The 22639-nt window shown below is 36.7% G+C and carries 21 protein-coding genes; 1 reads left to right on the forward strand and 20 read right to left on the reverse strand.

All coding sequences use genetic code 11. The features are described 5' to 3' along the window. Positions 1–8: 8 nt before the first annotated feature. The 9 genes from ssb to NSQ14_RS18775 form a co-directional block, all read right to left on the reverse strand. The gene (gene ssb / locus NSQ14_RS18735; RefSeq protein ID WP_034773638.1) at positions 9–503 is read right to left on the reverse strand and encodes a single-stranded DNA-binding protein; all 495 of its coding nucleotides are present in this window, start codon (positions 501–503) and stop codon (positions 9–11) included. A gap of 65 nt (positions 504–568) precedes the next feature. Continuing rightward, positions 569–856: a 30S ribosomal protein S6 gene (rpsF, locus tag NSQ14_RS18740; RefSeq protein ID WP_034773639.1), complete on the reverse strand. Its 288-nt coding sequence runs from the start codon at positions 854–856 to the stop codon at positions 569–571. A gap of 294 nt (positions 857–1150) precedes the next feature. After that, positions 1151–2395, reverse strand: coding sequence for a dihydrolipoamide acetyltransferase family protein (locus NSQ14_RS18745; RefSeq protein ID WP_041844957.1), 1245 nt, complete (start codon positions 2393–2395; stop codon positions 1151–1153). Positions 2396–2408: 13 nt separating this feature from the next. Then, positions 2409–3446 (reverse strand): alpha-ketoacid dehydrogenase subunit beta, encoded by a 1038-nt coding sequence (locus tag NSQ14_RS18750; RefSeq protein WP_034773644.1) that lies wholly within the window; start codon positions 3444–3446, stop codon positions 2409–2411. 25 nt (positions 3447–3471) lie between these two features. After that, positions 3472–4428 carry a thiamine pyrophosphate-dependent dehydrogenase E1 component subunit alpha gene (locus tag NSQ14_RS18755; RefSeq protein WP_041844956.1) on the reverse strand — a complete coding sequence of 319 codons (957 nt, stop codon included), beginning with the start codon at positions 4426–4428 and terminating at the stop codon, positions 3472–3474. Between the two features lie 18 nt (positions 4429–4446). Next, complete coding sequence (gene lpdA / locus NSQ14_RS18760; protein ID WP_176458943.1) at positions 4447–5802, reverse strand: dihydrolipoyl dehydrogenase; 1356 nt, start codon at positions 5800–5802, stop codon at positions 4447–4449. 287 nt (positions 5803–6089) lie between these two features. Next, complete coding sequence (locus tag NSQ14_RS18765) at positions 6090–7886, reverse strand: sigma-54-dependent Fis family transcriptional regulator (RefSeq protein WP_051989217.1); 1797 nt, start codon at positions 7884–7886, stop codon at positions 6090–6092. A gap of 434 nt (positions 7887–8320) precedes the next feature. Continuing rightward, positions 8321–9421 carry a redox-regulated ATPase YchF gene (ychF, locus tag NSQ14_RS18770; protein ID WP_034773650.1) on the reverse strand — a complete coding sequence of 367 codons (1101 nt, stop codon included), beginning with the start codon at positions 9419–9421 and terminating at the stop codon, positions 8321–8323. A 184-nt stretch (positions 9422–9605) separates the two neighbouring features. Then, a complete protein-coding gene (locus NSQ14_RS18775; protein WP_034773652.1) occupies positions 9606–9800 on the reverse strand; it encodes a DUF951 domain-containing protein in 195 nt (64 codons plus the stop codon). A 214-nt stretch (positions 9801–10014) separates the two neighbouring features. On the opposite strand from NSQ14_RS18775, the gene yyaC reads away from it, so the two are divergent. Further along, entirely contained in the window at positions 10015–10632 is a 618-nt protein-coding gene (gene yyaC, locus NSQ14_RS18780; RefSeq protein ID WP_041844954.1) for a spore protease YyaC, read from the forward strand. Positions 10633–10736: 104 nt separating this feature from the next. On the opposite strand, the gene NSQ14_RS18785 is transcribed toward yyaC, so the two are convergent. From NSQ14_RS18785 to rpmH, 11 genes are all read right to left on the reverse strand, one after another. Further along, positions 10737–11444 (reverse strand): DUF554 domain-containing protein, encoded by a 708-nt coding sequence (locus tag NSQ14_RS18785; RefSeq protein WP_346216731.1) that lies wholly within the window; start codon positions 11442–11444, stop codon positions 10737–10739. Positions 11445–11660: 216 nt separating this feature from the next. Further along, positions 11661–12509 (reverse strand): ParB/RepB/Spo0J family partition protein, encoded by an 849-nt coding sequence (locus NSQ14_RS18790; RefSeq protein WP_034773656.1) that lies wholly within the window; start codon positions 12507–12509, stop codon positions 11661–11663. Beyond that, the gene (locus NSQ14_RS18795; RefSeq protein ID WP_034773658.1) at positions 12502–13263 is read right to left on the reverse strand and encodes a ParA family protein; all 762 of its coding nucleotides are present in this window, start codon (positions 13261–13263) and stop codon (positions 12502–12504) included. The genes NSQ14_RS18790 and NSQ14_RS18795 overlap by 8 nt, the downstream gene beginning before the upstream one ends. Before the next feature lie 424 nt (positions 13264–13687). Further along, on the reverse strand, positions 13688–14554 hold the full coding sequence (gene noc / locus NSQ14_RS18800) for a nucleoid occlusion protein (protein ID WP_034773659.1): 867 nt from the start codon (positions 14552–14554) through the stop codon (positions 13688–13690). A gap of 324 nt (positions 14555–14878) precedes the next feature. After that, positions 14879–15598 (reverse strand): 16S rRNA (guanine(527)-N(7))-methyltransferase RsmG, encoded by a 720-nt coding sequence (gene rsmG / locus NSQ14_RS18805; protein WP_095142151.1) that lies wholly within the window; start codon positions 15596–15598, stop codon positions 14879–14881. Between the two features lie 56 nt (positions 15599–15654). Beyond that, a complete protein-coding gene (mnmG, locus tag NSQ14_RS18810; RefSeq protein WP_095142150.1) occupies positions 15655–17550 on the reverse strand; it encodes a tRNA uridine-5-carboxymethylaminomethyl(34) synthesis enzyme MnmG in 1896 nt (631 codons plus the stop codon). 18 nt (positions 17551–17568) lie between these two features. Continuing rightward, complete coding sequence (gene mnmE, locus NSQ14_RS18815) at positions 17569–18954, reverse strand: tRNA uridine-5-carboxymethylaminomethyl(34) synthesis GTPase MnmE (protein WP_251246664.1); 1386 nt, start codon at positions 18952–18954, stop codon at positions 17569–17571. Between the two features lie 729 nt (positions 18955–19683). After that, positions 19684–20301 carry an RNA-binding cell elongation regulator Jag/EloR gene (gene jag / locus NSQ14_RS18820; RefSeq protein WP_034773685.1) on the reverse strand — a complete coding sequence of 206 codons (618 nt, stop codon included), beginning with the start codon at positions 20299–20301 and terminating at the stop codon, positions 19684–19686. Beyond that, positions 20298–21071 carry a membrane protein insertase YidC gene (yidC, locus tag NSQ14_RS18825; protein ID WP_034773688.1) on the reverse strand — a complete coding sequence of 258 codons (774 nt, stop codon included), beginning with the start codon at positions 21069–21071 and terminating at the stop codon, positions 20298–20300. Before yidC ends, jag begins: the two co-directional genes overlap by 4 nt. A gap of 261 nt (positions 21072–21332) precedes the next feature. Further along, positions 21333–21692 carry a ribonuclease P protein component gene (gene rnpA / locus NSQ14_RS18830; RefSeq protein ID WP_346216732.1) on the reverse strand — a complete coding sequence of 120 codons (360 nt, stop codon included), beginning with the start codon at positions 21690–21692 and terminating at the stop codon, positions 21333–21335. Between the two features lie 176 nt (positions 21693–21868). Next, the gene (gene rpmH, locus NSQ14_RS18835) at positions 21869–22003 is read right to left on the reverse strand and encodes a 50S ribosomal protein L34 (protein ID WP_034773691.1); all 135 of its coding nucleotides are present in this window, start codon (positions 22001–22003) and stop codon (positions 21869–21871) included. Positions 22004–22639 lie beyond the last annotated feature (636 nt).

Consider the following 22639-nt stretch of genomic DNA (forward strand, 5'->3'; position numbering starts at 1 on the left):
CTGCCTTATCAAAACGGCAAATCATCATCAGAAATATCAATAGGTTGTCCGTTATCAAAGAACGGATCGTCATTTCCTGCCGGGCTAGGGTTCTTCGGTTGATTCTGATTGTTAGATCCAAATGGGTTATCATAGCCCGAATATCCTCCCGCCGGAGAACTTTGATATTCCCGATTGGAAGAACTTTTTGGTTCTAAAAACTGAACACTCTCAGCAACTACTTCTGTTACATAAACTTTTCTTCCGTCTTGGGCTTCATAACTTCTTGTTTGGATACGTCCATCGACCCCTGCCAAGCTTCCTTTTTTCAAGTAATTAGCGACATTTTCTGCCGGTTTTCTCCAAACAACACAATTAATAAAATCAGCTTCACGTTCACCTTTTTGATTCGTAAAAGGACGATTACAAGCCAGTGTAAAAGTTGCAACCGGAACTCCAGTTGGTGTATATCTTAAATCCGGATCTCTCGTTAAGCGGCCAACTAATACCACACGATTTAACATCAGAATCAACTCCCCTTGGACAAGAATGTTTCACGTGAAACATTCTCCATTACATATATTAAAACTTATTCGTCTTCTTTAACGATTAAATGACGAATAATATCTTCACTTATTTTTGCTAAACGGTCAAATTCTTGAACGGCAGGTGGTTCAGCTGTAAAATTAATAATTTGGTAATAACCGTCGCGATAATCTTCAATTTCATAAGCAAGACGACGTTTACCCCAATCTTTTGTTTCAGTAATTTCAGCACCATTATCTGTCAAAACTTTGTTAAAACGTTCGACAACCGCTTTTTTTGATTCGTCATCAATATTTGGACGGATGATGTACATAACTTCGTACTTTCTCATCACTATTCACCTCCTTTTGGACTTAAACGGCTCAAAAATTGAGCAAGGAGCAATCTTCATTACTCACGATTCATAATTATAACACAGCCTAGACAATTCTGCAATGAACTGTTGAAAATTTTCATTAATCGAAGGGAAGGGGCTATCCATTTTGACTTTTATAAATTTAAAACCCAAGAATGTTGAAATAACCTTATTCTTGGGTTTTACTTTTTATCTGTTTAGTCATTGAAAGCTACTTTTTAAACAGCCCAAACCATGGCCTTGGTCAGTACTACTAATGTTCGTATGTTTTTATAAAAGAAGTGAATAAGGTTTTTCTATAAATGAGACGATTCTCCCTAAAAATTCTGCAGCCGGAGCTCCATCAATTAGTTGGTGATCGAAAGTTAAGCTTAGTGGCAATTCTTTTGTTGTTATGACTTGACCGTCGTTATTTAAAGTAAGTTTATCTTGAAGACTTCCCACACCTAAAATACCCGTTTCAGGCGTGTTTAATATTGGTGTAAAATACTCGATGCCACTTTTCCCTAGATTTGTTATAGTAAAAGTGGAACCGGTAACGAGTTCGCCTGCAAGGCTTCCTTCGCGAGCAGCCTGAGTAACTTTTGTAATGGCACCACTTAATTCTTTTAAACTCATTTGATGGGCATTTCTTATAACGGGTACCATTAACCCATCGGATAAAGCGGTCGCTATGCCAAGATGAACTTCATCAAAAGTTTGGAATCCATTTGCATCCGGTTCATACCAACTATTCATTTCAGGATACTCTTTTAAAGCAAGGATGACAGCTTTTGAAACGCAAACAGTGAGACTCAGACTTCCGGCAATTTCTGTATCAGAAAGATGACGCTTTATTTCCTCTTTAAACTTTATAAATGCAGTTAAGTCCGCTTTTCGATGAATGGTCAACTGTGCCGTTTGGTCAAGACTAGTTTTCATTCGTTTAGCAATGACTTTACGCATACCTGTCAGCCCGGCACCCATGTTTTGGCTAGCTGTACTCTTTGATGAAGCAACTACATCGGTGGTAGATGCTACCTCTCTTGTAGCTGAATGCTCATATGCTTCTATATCCCTTTTTGTAATTCGGTTATTCCCACCTGTACCTTTTATAAGAGTGAGATCAATATTTTTTTCCTTGGCTAATATTCTTGCTAGCGGACTTGCGAAAATACGTTCACCATTAGATACCAATGGTTTTTCAGCAGACACCGGAACAAGTTGTTCTTGTACCCTTTGATTTTGTTTTGGTTTTGAGACAGTTTCTTCAGGTTGTTGTGTATCAATTGTTTCTCCTTCTTGAGCCACAATACCGATGGGTTCCTTAACGTCTGCCTCCTCCCCCTCTGCTACAATTATTTTTACTAAGATCCCGTCAGCAGGAGCTTCGACTTCGGCCGTTAACTTTTCTGAGCTAATGGTACAAACGTGTTCTCCCTTTTGAACAGGTTCCCCTTCCTTTTTTATCCATTCATCAACTACTCCACTTGTCATGGTTAACCCTAACTTAGGCATTAAAATTTCTGTAGACAATTTGTTCACCACCTTAAACGAGAGTTCGGTTTTTTAAATCAAAAATAATGTCATCCGCCACTTTTAACACCTTATCTGCATTCGGAATATATAGCTCTTCCAGGTTTTTGGCAAATGGAACAGGTGTATTTGGTGCACAAACGCATTTAACCGGTGCATCCAAATAATCAAAAGCTTTATCAGAAACGACACTTGCAATATCAGTAGCGGTATTATTATGTGGATTAGACTCATCAATTACGATTAAGCGATTTGTCTTTTTAACAGAATGAATAACCGTCTCTTGATCCCACGGAGCTACTGTCAAAAGATCGATTACTTCAACAGAAACTCCCTCCTCTGCTAGTCGATCGGCAACTTCTTCGGCAACATACAACATTTTTCCAATGGATACAATTGTTAAATCTGTACCTTCCCGTTTTACTTTTGCTTTTCCAATTTCAACTGTATAATACCCTTCAGGAACTTCCCCCTTTAGACCATAAAGCGTCTTGTCTTCTGAGAATACAACAATGTTATCATCTTCTATTGCGGACAGAAGAAGTCCTTTTGCATCATATGGATTAGAAGGAACAACAACTTTAATTCCCGGAATCGAGCCAAGAATCCCGTAATATGATCCGGAATGCTGTGCTGCCGCAGATGCACCTGCCCCATGATTTGTACGTATCGTCATCGGTATTGTTGCTTTTCCCCCAAACATGTAACGCATTTTCGAGCCTTGTGCAAGGATGGTGTCAAAACAAAATCCAATAAAATCATTGAACATTAATTCCGGAACTGGTCTTAATCCGGTGGCCGCTGCTCCAACAGCTGCCCCCATGTATCCCATTTCAGAAATTGGCGTATCAATTACTCGTTCTGTTCCGTATTTTTCAACCAAACCTTTTGTTAAACCAAATACACCTCCCCAGGCACCTTTCCCGTTTAAATGCTCAACGGTTGCACCACCAGCTATATCTTCACCAAGAAGGATTACTTTCTCATCTCGTTCCATTGCAATATCCAATGCTTCATTAATTGCTTTCATCATCGTTATTTTTCTTGTCATTTTCCAACACTTCCTTTCTCATTTATTATGCATATACATCTTCATATAAAGCTTCCGGTCTTGGTAGCGGACTTTCTTTGGCAAATTGAATAGCTTCTTGAATTCTTTCCACTGATGCTTTTTCAATTTCATCTGCTTCATTTTCTGTCATGAGGTTAAGTTCAATGGCTTGTTTACGGAAAATCGTAATACAATCTTTATCTGCCAACTCTTTTTCCGTTCCATCCTTTGCTTTATACTTTTGCTCGTCTCCTTCAAAGTGGCCATAATTACGATAGGTAACACATTCAATTAAAGTAGGTCCTTCACCATTTCTTGCTCGCTCGATTGCATTTCCCGCCTCCTCATACACTTCCAACACATTTTTTCCGTCTACCCGTACACCCGGCATATTATAGGCAACGCTTCGTTCAGCTATTGTTTTCGAAGCCGAAGCATACGCTTGTGGGGTCGCCTCACCGAACATATTATTTTCACAGACAAAAATGACCGGCAACTTCCAAATTGAAGCGAGATTTAATCCTTCGTGGAATGTCCCCTCATTAGCCGCACCATCCCCGAAGAAACAAACAACAACATTATCTGTTTTCAAATATTTATTACGAAGCCCGGCGCCTACAGCCAATGGAAATCCACCACCTACCATGCCGTTTGCACCAAGCATCCCTTTGTCGATATCAGCAATATGCATCGAGCCGCCTTTTCCTTTACAAAGCCCGGTTTCTTTGCCAAATATTTCGGCCATCATTCCATTTAAATCACAACCTTTGGCAATACAATGTCCATGACCTCTATGTGTACTTGTAATGTAATCGTTATCATTTAGGTGTGCGCAAACACCAGTTGCAACTGCTTCCTCTCCAGCATATAGGTGAACAAAACCCGGAATTTCCCCGGAAGAAAAAATCTCATGCACTTTGTCTTCAAATAAGCGAATATCGTTCATCTTTTCATAAATCCATAAAGCATCCTTCTTTTCCATAGCATTTCCTCCTCAACCTTATTCGTGTATAGCTTTAAATAAAATACTTTCGGCCGTTTCCCCGATAACTTCAGATAAATTTGGATGTCCATATACGAGTGTAGCCAGTTCTTCAATTCGACCTTCTGAATGTTTTACGGCTAATATTTGGTTAATTAATTCTGTAGCATTTGCCCCAACCACAACGGCTCCTAATATTTCGTGATATTTTTTCTCGGTAATGATTTTCACAAACCCTTCCGTTTCACCCATTGCGATTGCCCTCCCATTCCCTTGAAAGGACATTTTCTTTGTGACAACCTCATAACCCTTTAATTTCGCCTGCTCTTCACTTAGGCCAAAGGAGGCGATTTCCGGGTGGGTGTATACACATCTAGGAATTTCATCCGGATTATATGGTAAATGATTTTCATTAAGGATAGCCGAAACAGCTGTTAATCCTTCTTTGCTGGCTGCATGTGCTAGTTGAAAACCTCCAATCAGATCTCCAATGGCGTACACATGATTTCTACTTGTTAAAAATTTCCCATTTACTTTAATAAATTTTTTCTTCTCATCCAGCTCTAAATTTAAGGCGCTTACAATTTCAATATTAGGTTTTCTTCCAGTTGCTACAAGTAATTCTGTATAAGGGATCTTTTGATTTTGTAAAATTACTTCATTATTTGTTACTTCTTGAATTGTTACTTTCGTATAGTATTGAATTCCTAGTTGATCCATTTTTCTTTTTATTACATTACGAGCTTCATTGTCTTCTGTTAATAGAATGTCATCCGCTACTTCCACAACAGTTACTTTTGTTCCTAATGGCGCCATGGCAAAGGCTAATTCAATTCCAATTACACCTCCGCCAATAATAACAAGTTCTGTCGGCTGTTTTTTTAAATCAAAGAAATTATCTGTCGTGTAATAGGCCACTTTGTCTAAACCTTTAATCGGTGGAACAAATGGTCGACTACCAGTAGCAAGGATAATATCTTTACTCTTAAACTCTTGATTATTTACGACAACAACCAAGTTGTCTTTTACAACCGCTTCCCCCTGAATCAAGGTAATGTTATTTTTTTTCAATAAATATTGAATGCCATTTACTAATGTTCCAACTACTTGATCTTTTCGTTCTACTAATCTCGCATAGTCAATATGCTTTACTTCAGAGAGAATTCCAAACTGATTGGCTGTTTTTATTTTTTCCATCCATTCACTATGTTGTAAAAAGGTTTTGGACGGGATACAGCCAACATTTAAACAAGTGCCACCTAATGATGCTTTTTCAATTAAGGCCACTTGCTTTCCTTTTTGTGCTGCCCGAATAGCTGCCACATATCCACCAGGACCAGCTCCGATGACAATTAGATCAAATTGTTCCATGATCCCTACCCTCCTATCCAATTAAGTTTGTCATTTCTTTTTATAAGGGAAAACATCAAATTTTTCCTTTTATTGATGTTTTCACTGTTTAATATTGCAAAAAGCGTGCCAAAATGAAAAACTACGGATAGAGACGGTTTTATGTATAATAAGAAAAGCGCTAGTCGCTGGCGCTCGGAGCCGGACATTAAAACTAATCCAAAGTTACTTCCTTGTATTTTTATACTTTCTTATTCTCAAAAAAAATAAAAATGCGACAATCGTATCAAATCGTCACATTTTTTCTCATTTTAATCCAACTTGTATTTTTTTATTTTACGATAAAGGGTACTTTTCGATATCGAGAGTTGTTTTGCCGCCATCGGAATATTTCCGTTATTATTTACTAAAGCATTATAAATGTTTTCTTTTTCTATTTGTTCCTTAAAACTTAATGTATCACTTGTCTCTTGAAACTCGATTAACCCCCCTTTCTGAATCAACTGAATCAACTGCTCCTTCGTTGGGATGCGATCTCTGTAATAAATAAGACATCTTTCCAAGAAATTATTCAGTTCGCGAACATTGCCCTTCCACGGATACTGTTCCGCAACTTCAACCAACATTTCTTCCCAAAACGGATACCAAGAATTAGCGCTTTCAAAATACTTGATAAGCTCTCGTATATCTTCCTTTCTATCTCTTAACGGTGGAATCTGAAGGGGACATACATATATTCGATAAAAGAGATCTGTTCGAAATTTCTTTGCCTTAACAAGTGCCTTTAAATCCTGATTACTCGCTGTAATGAGTCTAAAATTTACATTAATTTCTTTAGTCCCACCAATTCGAGTTAACTTTTTTTCCTGAAGAACACGTAATAAGTCTGATTGCATTGATACAGGCATATCTTCAATTTCATCTAAAAATAATGTACCATTATTCGCTTGCTCGATTTTTCCTATATATCCATTTGGGTTTGCTCCTGTAAAAGCACCCTTTTCATAACCAAATAATTCACTTTCCATCAAGTTTTCCGGTATCGAGCCACAATTGACAGAAACTAGTTTTCCCTCTGCAAAAGGACTGTTTTCATGGATTGTTTTGGCTAACACTTCTTTTCCGCTCCCTGTTTCACCGTATAAATGAATGGGAGCTGAAGTTGGTGCAACAATTTGTACTTCTTCCAATAATTGATGAAAAGTTTTGCTTCGACCTGAAACATAATGAAACTTAAAAGGATGATTAAATATTCTATGTTTAACGTAAACAAAATAGCCGATACAAGTATCTTCTTTTCGAATAGGATCACGTTTTACAATCTCCCATTTTTCATTTGGAAGAGCACTTAGCTTTTTTCCAATATAGGCTTCAGGTTCATCTACTAGTTCAGGGGATATGTGTAAAATGGTCATGGAGGAGTTGCAAAGTATTCCTGGTTGTTTTTTACTAGAAAAATATTGTAACATATACTTCTGTTCTTCAAATACTTTCCTTTGCAATGCTTCTGAAATAAATTCCGCAATCAATTGAACGGTAAATAAAAAATCCTCTTTCTTCGGATAATGTGCAGGCATTGATAAATCGACTACCCCTACAACTTCTCGATTTTCTCCAAAAACGGGAGATGCGACACAGCTCCAGTTGTGCGAGGCTCTGGCAAAATGTTCGTATCCGTGAATAAAATTTGCCTCTTTTGTTCGTAAAGCGATTCCAATTGAATTCGTTCCAACCATCGATTCTGTCCATTGATATCCTTGTGAAAACCGGATTTCACGTGCATGTTCTTTCAAATGCTCATTGCCTGACTGCCATAAAATATAGCCGTCAGCATCTGTCAACACAAGAATAAAATCAATATTTTTCAAAAGAAATTGGAATCGATTTAAACTTTTCTTTGCTAAAGAAACCATCGTCTCATGATCTCTTAATCTTTTTTGAAAATCGCTCGTCGTAAGAAATCGTTTGCCAATTCCATCTTTAGGATTGACTTTGAATTTTTTACTAAGTTGCCAAGAATCGATAATTGTTTTATCAATTATAAATGAATCGAGTGAATTTTCAAGGACATATTTCTCCCAAATTTGCTGCATTTCCATACAACTCATATACCTCCCCCCTAATTTCTAACTATATTATACACTAGAAAAATCCCTGAATTAAACCAAATGGTATTTGGGGATGTAATAAGTTTTCCTTGGTGTATTAACACACCAGTGTAATTAAAAATCCCAGTTTGAATATTCTCTCCAAACTTGCTTTTATTCTGCTTTTTCTGTCTTGGTCGACGGATGTGGGTAGTGAACTGGGCAAAAAAAAGGGCCGGGGCTCGATGTCATTTTTCATTGTTTCGCAACTCCATTTGTCCTCGAGAGCCGGTCTTTTTTCAAGTCAATCGATACTTTTTTTGGCATTGAGAGTGGGTGTCGTGGTCTTTTCTCCATTCTTCAATGCATTATTTAACTCCGAGAGATGGTCTCGTTGCTTTTTTTCATTTTTTCACTGCTTCATTTGGCTTCGAGACCGTTCTCAACCTGCCATTTTATACATTGAACCGAAAATGCATAATGTCTCCGTCTTGGACAATATAATCTTTTCCCTCTAAGCGAACCTTGCCGGCTTCTTTTGCCTTATTAAATGATCCGTTTGCGACTAAATCATCGTAGGATACCGTTTCCGCCCGAATAAAGCCTCTTTCAAAATCACTATGAATGATTCCGGCACATTGAGGCGCCTTCATTCCTTTTTTAAATGTCCAGGCTCGAACCTCTTGAACCCCGGCAGTAAAAAATGTCGCTAATCCTAAAAGATGGTAAGCTTTTCGAATCATTTGATCCAATCCGGACTCTTGAATACCTAATTCTTGAAGAAATGCTGCTTTTTCTTCCGGTTCTAATTCGGCAATTTCTTCTTCAATTCTTGCACAAATAACAACAACTTCCGCATGGTCTTTCTCGGCAAAGTCCTGTACTACTTGGAAATATTTATTTTTATTTGCATTTGCAACATCATCTTCCCCGATATTTGCAACATATAAAACAGGTTTCATCGTTAGAAGTTGAAAACCTTTCACTATTTTTTGTTGTTCTTCATTGAATTCAATCGTTCTTGCGGGAAGTTCATTTTCAAACGTTTCCTTTAACATGGTTAAAATTTCATATTCGGCTTGAGCCTCTTTATTTTTTTGCTTTGCCAATTTCTCAACACGGGCAATCCTTTTCTCCACTGTTTCCATATCAGCAAGAATTAATTCGAGATTGATGGTTTGAATATCATCAAGCGGATCGACCCGGCCTGACACATGGGTAATGTTTTCATCATCAAAACAACGAACAACATGACAAATGGCATCCACTTGGCGAATATTAGCCAAAAATTTATTCCCTAATCCTTCACCTTTACTTGCTCCTTTGACAATACCGGCAATATCGGTGAACTCGAACGTCGTTGGTATCGTTTTTTTCGGTTGATACATTTCTGTCAACTTATCTAAACGTGCATCCGGAACTTCAACGACCCCTACATTCGGATCGATTGTTGCAAATGGATAGTTTGCTGCCTCTGCACCCGCTTGGGTAATTGCATTAAAAAGTGTCGATTTCCCAACATTCGGTAAACCGACAATACCTGCTGTTAAAGCCATTTATTTCACTCCTAATATATGATTTCATCTGATCAAAACTTAATGGTTAGAAAAATCAAGTATCGAACAGAACAAATTATAATGAATACTGGATTTCATGTAAAACCTTTTTGGGTGACAATCAAAAATTACCTTTTCATAATGACAAGAATTGCCGTGGTAATTAACATTTACATCATGAAAATTAATCAGCATGATCAATGACTTTTTTCATTTTCCTTACAAATTCTTTTCTTGGTAAAAGGACACTGTGAGAGCAGCCTAGACATTTAATCCGAATATCCATGCCTAACCGAATGATTTTCCAACGGTTTGTACCACAAGGATGTTGTTTTTTCATTTCAACAATATCATTCAACTGAAATGTCTTCTCTTCCATTTTCAAACTCCTCCACATTTTATTACTCTTTCCCCAAGAAAGGATATTCAATCAGAAAAACACGCTACATCATATTTAAATAATTATAGCATAATCCTCTCTACAATAAGTAATTTAAACAAATTAATTTCCCAATTTTGTTCCTCCATGTATAAAAAACTTTAAATCTAACTAAACTTATAATACAAATGATTACCGGTAAAGGTGGGAAAATATGTTTAGAACCGGGTTTATAAAAGGAAAAAGTGATTTGAAAATAGATTGGCAGGATCGTTTCGCAGCCAGCAAACTCGCTAATGCATTACTATCATTTTTACCAAATGATTTTTCAGTTCCAATTGTTTTTATTTGTATAGGTACGGACCGATCAACCGGAGATTCACTGGGACCACTGGTCGGCAGTCTTGTTACGGAAAGAAATTTACCCGGAAATTTTTATGTTTTTGGAACTTTGGATGAACCTATTCATGCCATTAATTTGACCGAAAAACTGGATATGATTGAGAGTCGTTTTAACAATCCTTTTATTATCGGTATCGATGCCTGTTTAGGCCATAGTAAAAATGTGGGGACCATTCATATTAAAAACGGTTCGTTAAAACCGGGTGCAGGTGTTAATAAAACATTGCCGGCTGTTGGTGATATTCATATGACCGGAATTGTAAATATCAGTGGATTTATGGAGTACTTTGTATTACAAAACACTAGATTACATCTTGTTATGAATTTAGCAAAAACGATGGCAGAAGGAATTTATAAAGCCGGTTTACTTTACCATTTTGAACAAATGTCTAAAGCACAGACACTATCTTTGAACGAAGATACTGTTTAAATAGGCGAATGGAGAAGTTCCGGCATTTAGTAAGATGGGGAAGCTTAGGTGGGAGAATGAATTTATCCATCTACCTATCAGTGGGGATACCGATTCCCCACTGACTAATATTTAAAAAAGCCTACAATTGATACCAACACAGCAATCACGATCAAACCGGGTAACAGATTCGCTACTTTAATTTTCGTTATTTCTAAAATATTTAACCCTATGGCTAGAATCATAACTCCCCCGGTTGCAGTCAGATCCAAAATGAAAATATCCATTACCTGTTCGGGAATCAACCGATTCATTTGGTTTGCGAATATAGCAATGAAACCTTGATAAAGAAAGACCGGTATACTGGAAAAAATGACACCTAAACCAAGCGTACTTGTCAACATAATTGCTGTAAAACCATCAATAACCGCCTTTGTATAAAGGACTTGATGATCACCGCGAATTCCGCTATCTAGCGCACCAACAACCGCCATTGCCCCGATCACAAAAATAAGTGTGGCTGTTACAAAACCTTGGGCGATATTTCCTTTTGATTTCCCTCCAACTTTCTTCTCAATCCAGATTCCAAACTGATTTAATTTTTCCTCTAAACATAACCATTCCCCAATAACAGCCCCTAAAACAATACTAATGATCACATATAGAAAATTACTGCTTTTAATTCCCATTTGGATTCCTAAAACGGAAACAGTTAAACCGATCCCCTTCATAATCGTATTTTTCATTGATTCAGGGATATTTGCTAATAACCGCCCGATCAGTGAACCAATAATAATAAATAGTACATTGACAATTGTTCCCCATAATGCCATAATTTCACCTGCAAATTTTTTAAAAGAATAAATGTATCTTTTATACTATCATATCTTTTTGTATCTCTACCATCTATAAAAATAGAATAGTTTTTTCGCTCCATAATAAAAAAATTCTCCTATGAAGAAACGTATGAATTACCGAAGTTGACAGGGTATTTCTCGGCATCCTTCCGTTCCTAATGTAAAAAAATAAGTCACTATACATGACTTATTCTACGAGTCCGAATTCAAAATTTCTAAAATACGGTTTAAATCGTCTTTAGAAAAAAATTGGATTTCTATTTTCCCCTTGTTTTTTGATTGTTTAATATTAACAGTTGTTCCAAATCTTTCACGTAAATATGTTTCTTGTTCGATTAAAAAGATATCTTTCTTTTCTTTTTGATTTTTTGTTTCACGTGGAACATTTTTATTCAAGTTGTTGACAAGTTGTTCCAATTGCCGAACATTTAATTGTTCTTTTATTACTTTGTCTACAACAGGTTTTATTTTATCCTTTTTCTTTAATCCGAGCAGTGCACGACCATGGCCCATTGACAATTTACCATCAATAATCAACTGCTGAATTTCCTTTGGTAAAGAAAGTAGGCGAACATGATTTGCGATATGCGGTCTACTTTTTCCCAATCTTTTTGCCAATTGTTCTTGAGTGATATGCAGCTGATCCATCAACATTTGGTAAGCTGCCCCTTCTTCAATGGGGGTTAAATCTTCTCTTTGTAAATTTTCTAATACAGCTAATTCCATCATTTGCTGGTCATTTAAATCTCTTACAACAACCGGAACGATGTCCAATCCCGCCATTTTCGCAGCACGGTAGCGACGTTCACCAACAACAATTTCATATCCTTTTATACTTTTGCGAACAATTAAAGGCTGAAGGATACCATGTTCAAGAATGGATTGCTTTAATTCTTCAATCGCTTCATCCGAGAAAATTTTTCGTGGCTGATACGGATTTGGTCGTAATTCTTTAATATTTACTTCTTGAACGGTTTCTTCTTCTTCTAATTTAACATTTGAAAACAAAGAATCTAACCCTTTGCCAAGACCTTTAGCCATTCACCACCACTTCCTTTGCTAATTCTAGGTATACTTCTGCACCCCTGGATCTTGGATCATAAATAATTATTGGTTTACCGTAACTCGGTGCCTCACTTAGTCGGACATTTCTTGGAATAATTGTATTAAAAACCTTATTTTGAAAGTATTTCTTTACTTCATCAATCACTTGGATTCCTAAATTTGTTCGGGCATCCAGCATCGTTAAGAGAACACCCTCTATTTTTAAATCACTGTTTAAATGTTTTTGTACGAGACGAACTGTATTCAGTAACTGACTCAGACCTTCCAAGGCATAATATTCACATTGCACCGGGATCAGGACAGAATCTGCTGCCGTCAATGCATTTAAGGTTAATAGTCCTAAAGATGGAGGACAGTCGATAATAATATAATCAAACTGATCCTTTACTTGTAATAGAGCATGTTTCAATCTCATTTCCCTTGAAATCGTTGGTACTAATTCAATTTCCGCTCCCGCTAACTGAATCGTTGCAGGGATGACAAATAAATTTTCAACTTGAGTAGAAAGAACAACATTTTTCGTATCTTCATCATCAATTAAAATATCATATATACATTTTGAAACATCAGCTTTTTCTATACCTATCCCACTTGTTGCGTTACCTTGTGGGTCTACATCGACAAGCAATACTTTTTTTCCAATATAAGCTAAACAGGCAGACAAATTAACAGATGTTGTCGTTTTTCCTACTCCGCCTTTTTGGTTAGCAATTGCAATAATCTTACTCACAGTTTCACCTACCTTAAAACTTAAAACTTATTCTATTTTACCATGAAAATGAGAAAAAAACTTTTCATTTCTATAAATAATCATTGGCATTTAATCATATGAAATTTTACCATTCTAGTAGTTTTATTGGCTAATACTGATATTTTTAAGATTCACAAAAAAATTTTCAATAAAAAAAAAGACTGAACCAAGCAGTCTTTTCATATATGTTAAGAAAGTTTTAAATTTCCAACAAAGATGCCCTATGCGGCCCAGTTGGAAATTTTAAGAATTACAGATTAGCACACAAGGAAAGCATCGAAAGCATAAACTCCCTATAAAAAAAGCCATCACTTTATCAATAAATGCATCGCAGCCGAAAACATGGTATCTTTTTTTTTTGCACTGACGCCCGCGTTTTCCTTCCATAACAAATTCTATTAATCTATGATTTCTTTTTAGGAATGCGAATGGTGATTTGATAAAAATCATCGAGCTCTTCCTCAACCGAGTCAACATTAATTCCACTTTTATGTACCATTTGCAAAGATTGTCTGATTGTATTAACCGCGATTCTGACGTCTTTACTAAAAGAAATCCGCTTTGGTTTCGGCTTCGCATCCTGTGATAATAGTTTATTAATTCTTTCTTCCGTTTGTTTTACGTTTAAATTTTTTTCGATTACCTCGTTAAAAACCTTTAACTGTTTTTCTTCATCTTTTAGTGGCATCAATGCCCGGGCATGTCGTTCAGTAATCGTTTTCGACAATAAAGCTTCTTGAATTGGTTGGGGGAGCTTGAGCAACCGAAGTTTATTCGCAACCGTCGATTGGCTTTTTCCAAGACGTTGGGCTAAAGCTTCTTGCGTTAATTCATGAATTTCAATCAATTGATTGTAGGCAATTGCTTCTTCAATCGGTGTCAGTTCTTCTCTTTGTAAGTTCTCAATTAAAGCAATCGAAGCCGTTTGTTTATCGTTCATATCTTTAATAATGGCAGGAACATATTCCCAACCTAATTTTTTTATGGCCCGATAGCGTCTTTCTCCAGCAATAATTTCATACTGATCATGGTCCAGTTGGCGAATGACAATTGGTTGGATCATCCCATGTGTATGAATCGTCCGTGCTAATTCATCAATTTTTTCTTCATCAAAAATCGTTCGGGGTTGAAACCGATTAGGAATAATTTGTTCGACTGGAACTTTAACGATTTCCTCTCTGTCAACGTCTAATAAAGTTTCTTTTTCTTCATCCATATTTGTCTCCAACTTTTCAGTAACCCCAAATATACGTGATAATGGATGTTTCATTATTCTTCACCATCCTTTTAAAACTCCCTGGCCTTGAAGAAACTTGTTTAATATATCGTCAGCACCCAAAAAGACATGTTTCTACAAAAACTTACTCCCTAGCGAACATTTGTGCTATTCAAATGATTATTCATCTTGTACCTAGTGTAAAGCCTTTTTAGAGTGTTTATCATTAGTCAGAACTGATCCAATCAAAAAATGATATCTCCATCCATAAAATAACCGTAGTATACTTATATACATATTTCTCTATTTCCCGCCAAGTTCCTTCTTATTCGAATCAAATTTTGTAAATTTATGAAAGAACATGTTTTGTCTCTTTTATTATAAAGGATTTTTCGTTGGAACGCCCGGTTTTCTCGGGTATTTTTTTGGTGTTGATTTTGCTTTATGGATATGGATGATGGTCCGTTCACTATTTTCAAAAGGCAAAATGAAAGATTGTACCCCGGAAATATTTCCTCCGAGCGTCATAATTGCCTTTTTCCCCTCTTCCAATTCTTCTTCTCCACTTGCTCCCTTTAAAGCAATGAAATACCCGCCCGGTTTTACTAAAGGTAAGCAAAATTCACTTAGGATTGACATTTTGGCCACTGCCCGAGCGGTTACCAAGTCATACTTTTCCCGGTGTTGCGGATTTTGACCGAATATTTCTGCTCGATCGTGGTATAAATGGACATCTGTTAATTTTAATGTTGTCACTAATTCTTCTAAAAAATTAATTCGCTTATTTAAGGAGTCTACAATGGAAACTTGAATATGAGGAAAGGCGATTTTCAAAGGAATACTCGGAAAACCGGCACCTGCACCTACATCACAAACAGTAAAATTTTCAGCCAGTGACCATGGAAATTCCCTAACGATCGTCAAAGAGTCATAAAAATGTTTTAAGAAAACCTCTCCCTTTTCTGTAATGGCTGTTAAATTCATTTTTTCGTTCCAATGAATTAAAGTTTGATAATATAATTCAAATTGATGAAGCTGCTCATCCGTTAAATGAATATGCAACTTTTCTAATTCTGATAGAAATTGTTCTCTATTCAATTTGCTCACTCTTTCCGAGGAAGTTGTTTTCACTTTAGCCAATGAGCAACATTTTGTTACTCATTGGCGACGCGGGCAATTTTTCCTTGTTCCAAATATATGAGTAAAATGGATATATCAGCCGGATTGACTCCTGATATTCTTGATGCTTGAGCCAACGTTAATGGATGAACTTTTTTTAAGTTTTCTCTAGCTTCATTCGCCAACCCTTGAATCGCATCGTAATCAATATTGAGCGGGATTTTTTTATCTTCCATTTTCTTGAGCCGCTCAACTTGTTGTAAAGCTTTACTAATATAACCTTCATATTTGATTTGAATTTCGACTTGTTCTTCAATCTCAGGTGTTAATTCTTCTTCTGCCGGGATTAATTTTTTTAGATAATCATACTTCATTTCCGGTCTTTTTAATAAATCACTTGCCAAAATCCCGTCTTTCAATTCACTTCCGCCGATACTTTTGATTAATTCTTGCGTTTTTGCATTTGGTTTGATTCTGGTTGCATGTAACCTTTTTATTTCCCGGTCAATTTTTTCTTTTTTCTCAAGGAATCGTTGGAACCGTTCTTCACTAATTAACCCAAGCTTATATCCAAGATCCGTAAGACGTAAATCAGCGTTATCGTGACGTAGTAATAATCGATATTCTGCTCTTGACGTTAACAGACGATAAGGCTCAACCGTACCTTTTGTCACCAGGTCATCGATTAATACACCGATATAGGCTTCCGACCGTTTTAAAATCACTTCTTCTGTTTTGCCGAGCGCACGTAAGCCTGCATTAATTCCTGCCATTAATCCTTGTCCGGCCGCTTCTTCATAACCGCTTGTTCCATTAATTTGTCCCGCTGTATACAGATTTTTAACTGCTTTTGTTTCCAAAGTCGGCCATAACTGTGTTGGAATGATTGCATCATATTCAATCGCATAACCGGTTCGCATCATTTTTGCATTTTCTAATCCCGGTATTGTTTTTAATAATTCGTGTTGCACCTCTTCCGGAAGGCTTGTAGAAAGGCCTTGTACATAGACTTCTTCTGTATTTCTCCCTTCAGGTTCCAAAAAAATTTGATGACGCGGTTTATCGTGGAAGCGAACAACTTTATCTTCAATGGATGGACAATATCTTGGTCCTCTGCCTTTGATCATCCCTGAAAACATTGGGCTGCGGTGTAAATTAGCATCAATTAATTTATGACTTTCTTCTGTTGTATACGTTAGCCAACAAGGCAATTGATTGGTAATCTCCTCCATTGTTTCATAAGAGAATGTTCGCGGATGTTCATCACCCGGTTGGATTTCCGTTTTTGAATAATCGATTGTATTTCCATTTACCCGTGGCGGCGTACCCGTTTTAAAGCGAACTAAATCAAAACCGAGTTGTTCTAAATGCTCGGAAAGTTTTATGGAAGGTTGTTGATTATTCGGTCCGCTCGAATATTTTAATTCACCAATAATTATTTCTCCGCGTAAAAACGTTCCTGTTGTGACAACGACCGTTTTTGCACGGTAAATGGCTCCTGTTTTTGTTATAACACCTTGACATTCACCATCTTCAATAATTAATTGTTCAACCATTCCTTGGATTAATTCCAGATTCTCTTGATTTTCTAACATTTTTTTCATTTCTTGTTGATACAATACTTTATCTGCTTGAGCCCGTAATGCCCGGACTGCAGGACCTTTCCCGGTATTGAGCATGCGCATTTGAATGGCTGTTTTATCAATGACTTTTCCCATTGCTCCGCCTAAAGCATCAATTTCCCGAACAACAATACCTTTTGCCGGACCGCCGATGGACGGATTACAATACATGAAAGCGATCATATCAAGGCTGATCGTAATTAAAGCTGTTTTTGCACCCATTTTCGCTGTTGCTAGAGCCGCTTCACATCCGGCATGTCCGGCTCCTACAACAACGACATCATATTCTCCCGCTTCATATGTTTGCATTTTCTAACCTCCATTCCCCTACTTTCCTAAACAAAATTGGGAAAATAATTTATTAATTAATTCATCGTGGACACTTTCACCAATAATTTCGCCCAACAGTTCCCACGTTTTTGTCATATCAATTTGGACAATATCAATTGGAACTTCCATCCCAATTCCATCTAATGCATCATTTATTGATTGCAACGCTTGATTCAGTAACCCAATGTGGCGTGCATTCGATACATATGTTAAGTCATCCGCTTCCAGATTACCGGCCATATACATGTTTGAAATCATTGTTTCCAATTCTTCAATTCCTTTATCATCTTTGACCGAGATTTTGACAATTTTCCGACCGCGAGCCATCCTCTTTATCTCATTAAAATCGATTTTTTGAGGCAAGTCTACTTTATTGACAACAATAATCGCATCCATTCCCTCGATTGTGTCAAATAAATGAATGTCCTCCTCTGTCAACGGTTCATTATTATTCAGCAAAAATAAAATTAAGTCCGCTTCCCGCAACACTTGCCGGGACCGTTCGACACCGATTTTTTCAACCACATCCTCCGTGTCACGAATTCCGGCTGTGTCAATTAACTTTAATGGGACGCCATGAATATTTACATATTCTTCAATCACATCTCTTGTTGTCCCCGGTATATCTGTAACGATCGCTTTTTTTTCATGGACAAAGCTGTTTAATAACGAAGATTTGCCGACATTTGGCCGCCCGATAATTACGGTTTTTATTCCCTCCCGTAAAATTTTTCCCTGCTTCGCTGTCTCAAGCAACTTCTCAATTTCTGATTTGACATATAACGCCTTTTCTTTAAAAAGTTTATGTGTCATTTCTTCTACATCATCATATTCCGGATAATCAATATTTACTTCAACCTGGGCTAAAACTTCCAACAGTTCTTGCCGCAATCTCTTAATTTTTTTCGATAACCGACCTTCCAATTGTCCAATCGCATTCGTCATTGCTTTATCGGTTTTTGCTCTGATTAAATCCATAATTGCTTCCGCTTGTGATAAATCAATCCGCCCATTTAAAAATGCCCTTTTTGTGAATTCACCCGGTTCAGCTATACGGGCACCGTGGGTTAATACTAATTGCAGGACGCGATTTACGGACAATAAACCACCATGGCAGTTGATTTCAACTACATCCTCACGTGTAAATGTTTTCGGAGCTCGCATTACCGAAACCATTACTTCCTCAATGGTCTTTTGTTCTTTAGGATCATAAATATGACCATAATGGATCGTATGAGACGCTACCTCTTGCAATTTTTTTTCTGATGGACTTTGGAATATTTGATCAATAATATTTATTGCCTCCGGACCCGAAATCCGAACAATCCCAATCGCTCCCTCACCAAGCGGAGTCGATATCGCTGCAATTGTATCTATATCCATGCTTTCCTCACCTTTTACTAAATCTATTTTATTATACTCTCCCGGTCGCACCAATCTCTATACTATATTAACGAAAATATTTCTTATATATCATCCAATTTATGTTTTATCTCATTCATTTTAACTTATCCACATGTTGATAACAATTATTATACTGTTTGATTAAAATTTGTGCACATGTGGATGATTAATTTTTTTGGTCAACAAGTAGAATTCGTATGCTTCAAAGAAACTTTTCCTTTCTTAACGTATAAGAAAAGCGCAGAGCGCCCGCTTAGCGACGTACAAACTGGAGCGCCCCGCAATGAGAACAGATTTGCTTCCCCGAATAGGCATCGCACGAAGAAAATGCGAATGCATTTTCGAGGAAAAGGAAACACGGCGAGGGACGAGCCGATGTTGACTTATCGTAGTGAAGCTACTCCTAGAGTGAACTTCATGAGTAATCTTCCTTGATATACTTCATGAAGCTTTGCGACGAGCTGAACATCCGCTTCCTCGAATAGGCTATGGCGCAGGAGCACATTAAAGGGGAGTTAGTTTCTCAGTCGCTGGCGCTCGGAGCTAGACAATAAAACTAATCCCAAGTTATTTACTTGTATTTTTATACTTTCTTATACTATAAAATAAGGGTCAAGCATAGCGATACAAAAACCAATCTGATTAACTTGGTTTCTTTGTATGGCCAGCTTGACCCCTTTATCTCATTTTTCATTTTATCGTTTTGACCTATTTTGGTGAAATGACCAGATGCCGATGCGGGTCCGTTCCAACTGAATATGTTTTTATTTTTTCATTATCAGCCAGTGCCGCATGAATGATTTTCCGTTCAAAAGAAGGCATCGGTTCCAAGGAAATTTCCTTTTTTTCTTTAATTACTTTATTAGCCAAACGATTTGCAAGTAATACCAGCGTTTCTTCCCGTTTTTCACGGTAATTTTCCGCATTTAAAATGACATTCATAAACTCTTCACTGAATCGATTTAATACGACTTGAGTCAATATTTGTAAAGCGTTCAATGTTTGTCCTCTTTTACCAATTAAAAGCCCAGTTTTATCACTGTTCAATTGAAAATATACATATTTTCCATCTATCGTCGATTCAATATTAACCTCCACGTCCATTTGCTTACATACATCAGATAAGAATTGTTTCGCTTCCATCACCGGATCAACATTAACCGTTAACTTAACAATCGCAAGCCGAGAACCAAAAATACCGAAAATCCCTTTTTTTCCTTCATCAATCACTTTTATATCTACTTTCTCTCTTGAAACCTTTAATTGACTAATTCCTTTTTCAATCGCTTCTTCAACAGTTTGGCCGGTAGCCGTTAGTTCCTTCACTTTTTCCTGCCTCCCGTGCGTCCAGCAACAGCTGGTTGAGTAGTAATATTTATAATCTCAGGTGTTTGAATAAAATAAGATTGAATGATAGAAAAAATATTCCCAACAATCCAGTATAAAGGTAACGCTGATGGTAAATATAAAGAAAAGATAATAATCATAACCGGCATTAACCAGAGCATCATTACAATTTGCGGATTTCCTTCCTGCCCTTTCGTCATTACTTTTTGTTGAATAAAAGTGGAAACACCTGCAAGAATGGGGAGTAGAAAATATGGGTCCGGAGATGCTAATTCAAACCATATAAAGGAATTCCCTTTCAGTTCCTCTGTCCGCATAATCGCTTGATAGAACCCTAGCAAAATCGGCATTTGAATGAAAAGAGGCAAGCACCCTGCCATCGGATTTATATTATATTTTTCCATCAATAATAATCGCTCTTGTTGTAATTTTTGCCGGGTAATTGCATCTTTTGATTTATATTTTTCTTGTAATTTTGCCAGTTCCGGTTGTATTACCTGCATGGCCTTCGTACTTTTTATTTGTTTTATCATCAATGGTAAAATGGCAAGACGAATCAAAACAGTTATTAAAATTATCGATAAACCGTAGCCCAAAGGTTCCCCAAAAAATTGAGCTGTTTCTACCATTAACCATGATAAAGGGTAAACAATTAATTCATTCCAAACTCCCGTGGAATCCTTTGTAATCGGCTCATTAATTTCTGTACAACCACTTAATAGGACGGTTGTCAACAACAGTATAATCATGGACCTGAATTTATCGTTCACTCACCCAATTCCCCCTGTTTTCGATTATCATAAAAATGCTACCAATTATTGACATAAAAATGTCCCTCTCCCATAATCTTCCCCTTTTTCGATGAGAGCCCTTGACTTGCCGTTAAAAGTGGGTAAAAGCGTCCAAATGTTTCATTATCATTTGTATTTTACCATTTTTCATAAGTATTTTGATAGACTTTCCTATTAAATTCCTTGTTAATATTATTTTATCCAAAAAAACCATTCACATTACGGGTTGGATGAAAAATTTCGCGGTATAGCTTTTGCTATTTTTAACACATGGATCAAGCTGCTTTTTGCTTGATGGTAATTCATGTCACGAACAGGTTTCCTGGCAATAACAATGTAGTCATATTTCGCATCTATATCATTCTGTAATTTCAAAAATGCCTGCCGTACATATCTTTTTATCTGATTTCGGGTAACGGCATTCCCTATTTTTTTACTGACGGACAGGCCAAGCCGAAAATGGTTGACTGAATTATTTTCATACAAATAGACGATAAATTGCCGATTTGCAAAGGATCGTCCATTTTTAAAAATGAGTTGAAAATCTTTATTGCTTTTAATCCGATAGTCTTTTTTCACAGAAAACACCTACATATTTAGATTAAACTGTCCCTGCCCGAATAAATAAATTTTATTTTTAATGTATAAGCATACAATGTCAAAAAACTTTGGACAAGTTTTAGTGTTAGGCTCCAAAAAAGCTGCAAAATAGCACTTCCTTCTTTTATAAAAAAGACCACTGAATGGTCAGTGGCCTATGCAGATAGTACTTTTCTTCCTTTACGACGACGGCGAGCTAATACTTTACGGCCGTTTTTCGTACTCATTCTTTCACGAAATCCATGTACTTTACTTCTTTTTCTTTTATTTGGTTGATACGTTCTTTTCATATATGACACCTCCCTATGAGGAAACAACTCACGACAGTCTTTACTATTATAAAAACAATGACATTGGAATGTCAAGCACTGAAAAATCACTTTCCGATATGTTTATCCTACATCATCAACATCAATTAATGGAGAAAATCGATGATGAATTGACCGATCAGTCACTTAACTAGTCGATATTCTGACTGATCGGTCACAAGTATAATCCCTCTCCCATCGATTCTTCCTCCTTACAAGTCAAAAATGATTCCTTTGTTGTGGATATTTTTTCGACAAGCATTGACATAAATCCACAAGATATCGACAACTTTTTCACATAGTCGCAACTTGTGGATATTTTTATTTTAACAGATCAGTTATTTTGTGGATATTTACCGTAAACCATTGCAGAATAAGGTAGATTTTGATATGATGAATTGTGTTTTAACTATGGATAATTAATCGTTAATTATAACTTATCCACAAATTGTTAATAACATGTGAATAAGTTATTCTATATCTCTGGATTTTTTTATCCACAACCGTGAAAAATGTTGACAAGTAATTTTTTTCCTATATTGTAATTTATCCACAAATAAAACAACTGTCTTGGTGAACGGACCATGAAGTAAACAGGTCAAGGAGGTAGAGCGGCCA

Origin of the sequence: Caldifermentibacillus hisashii, from assembly GCF_039654145.1 — a bacterium.
Classification (GTDB): domain Bacteria; phylum Bacillota; class Bacilli; order Bacillales; family Caldibacillaceae; genus Caldifermentibacillus; species Caldifermentibacillus hisashii.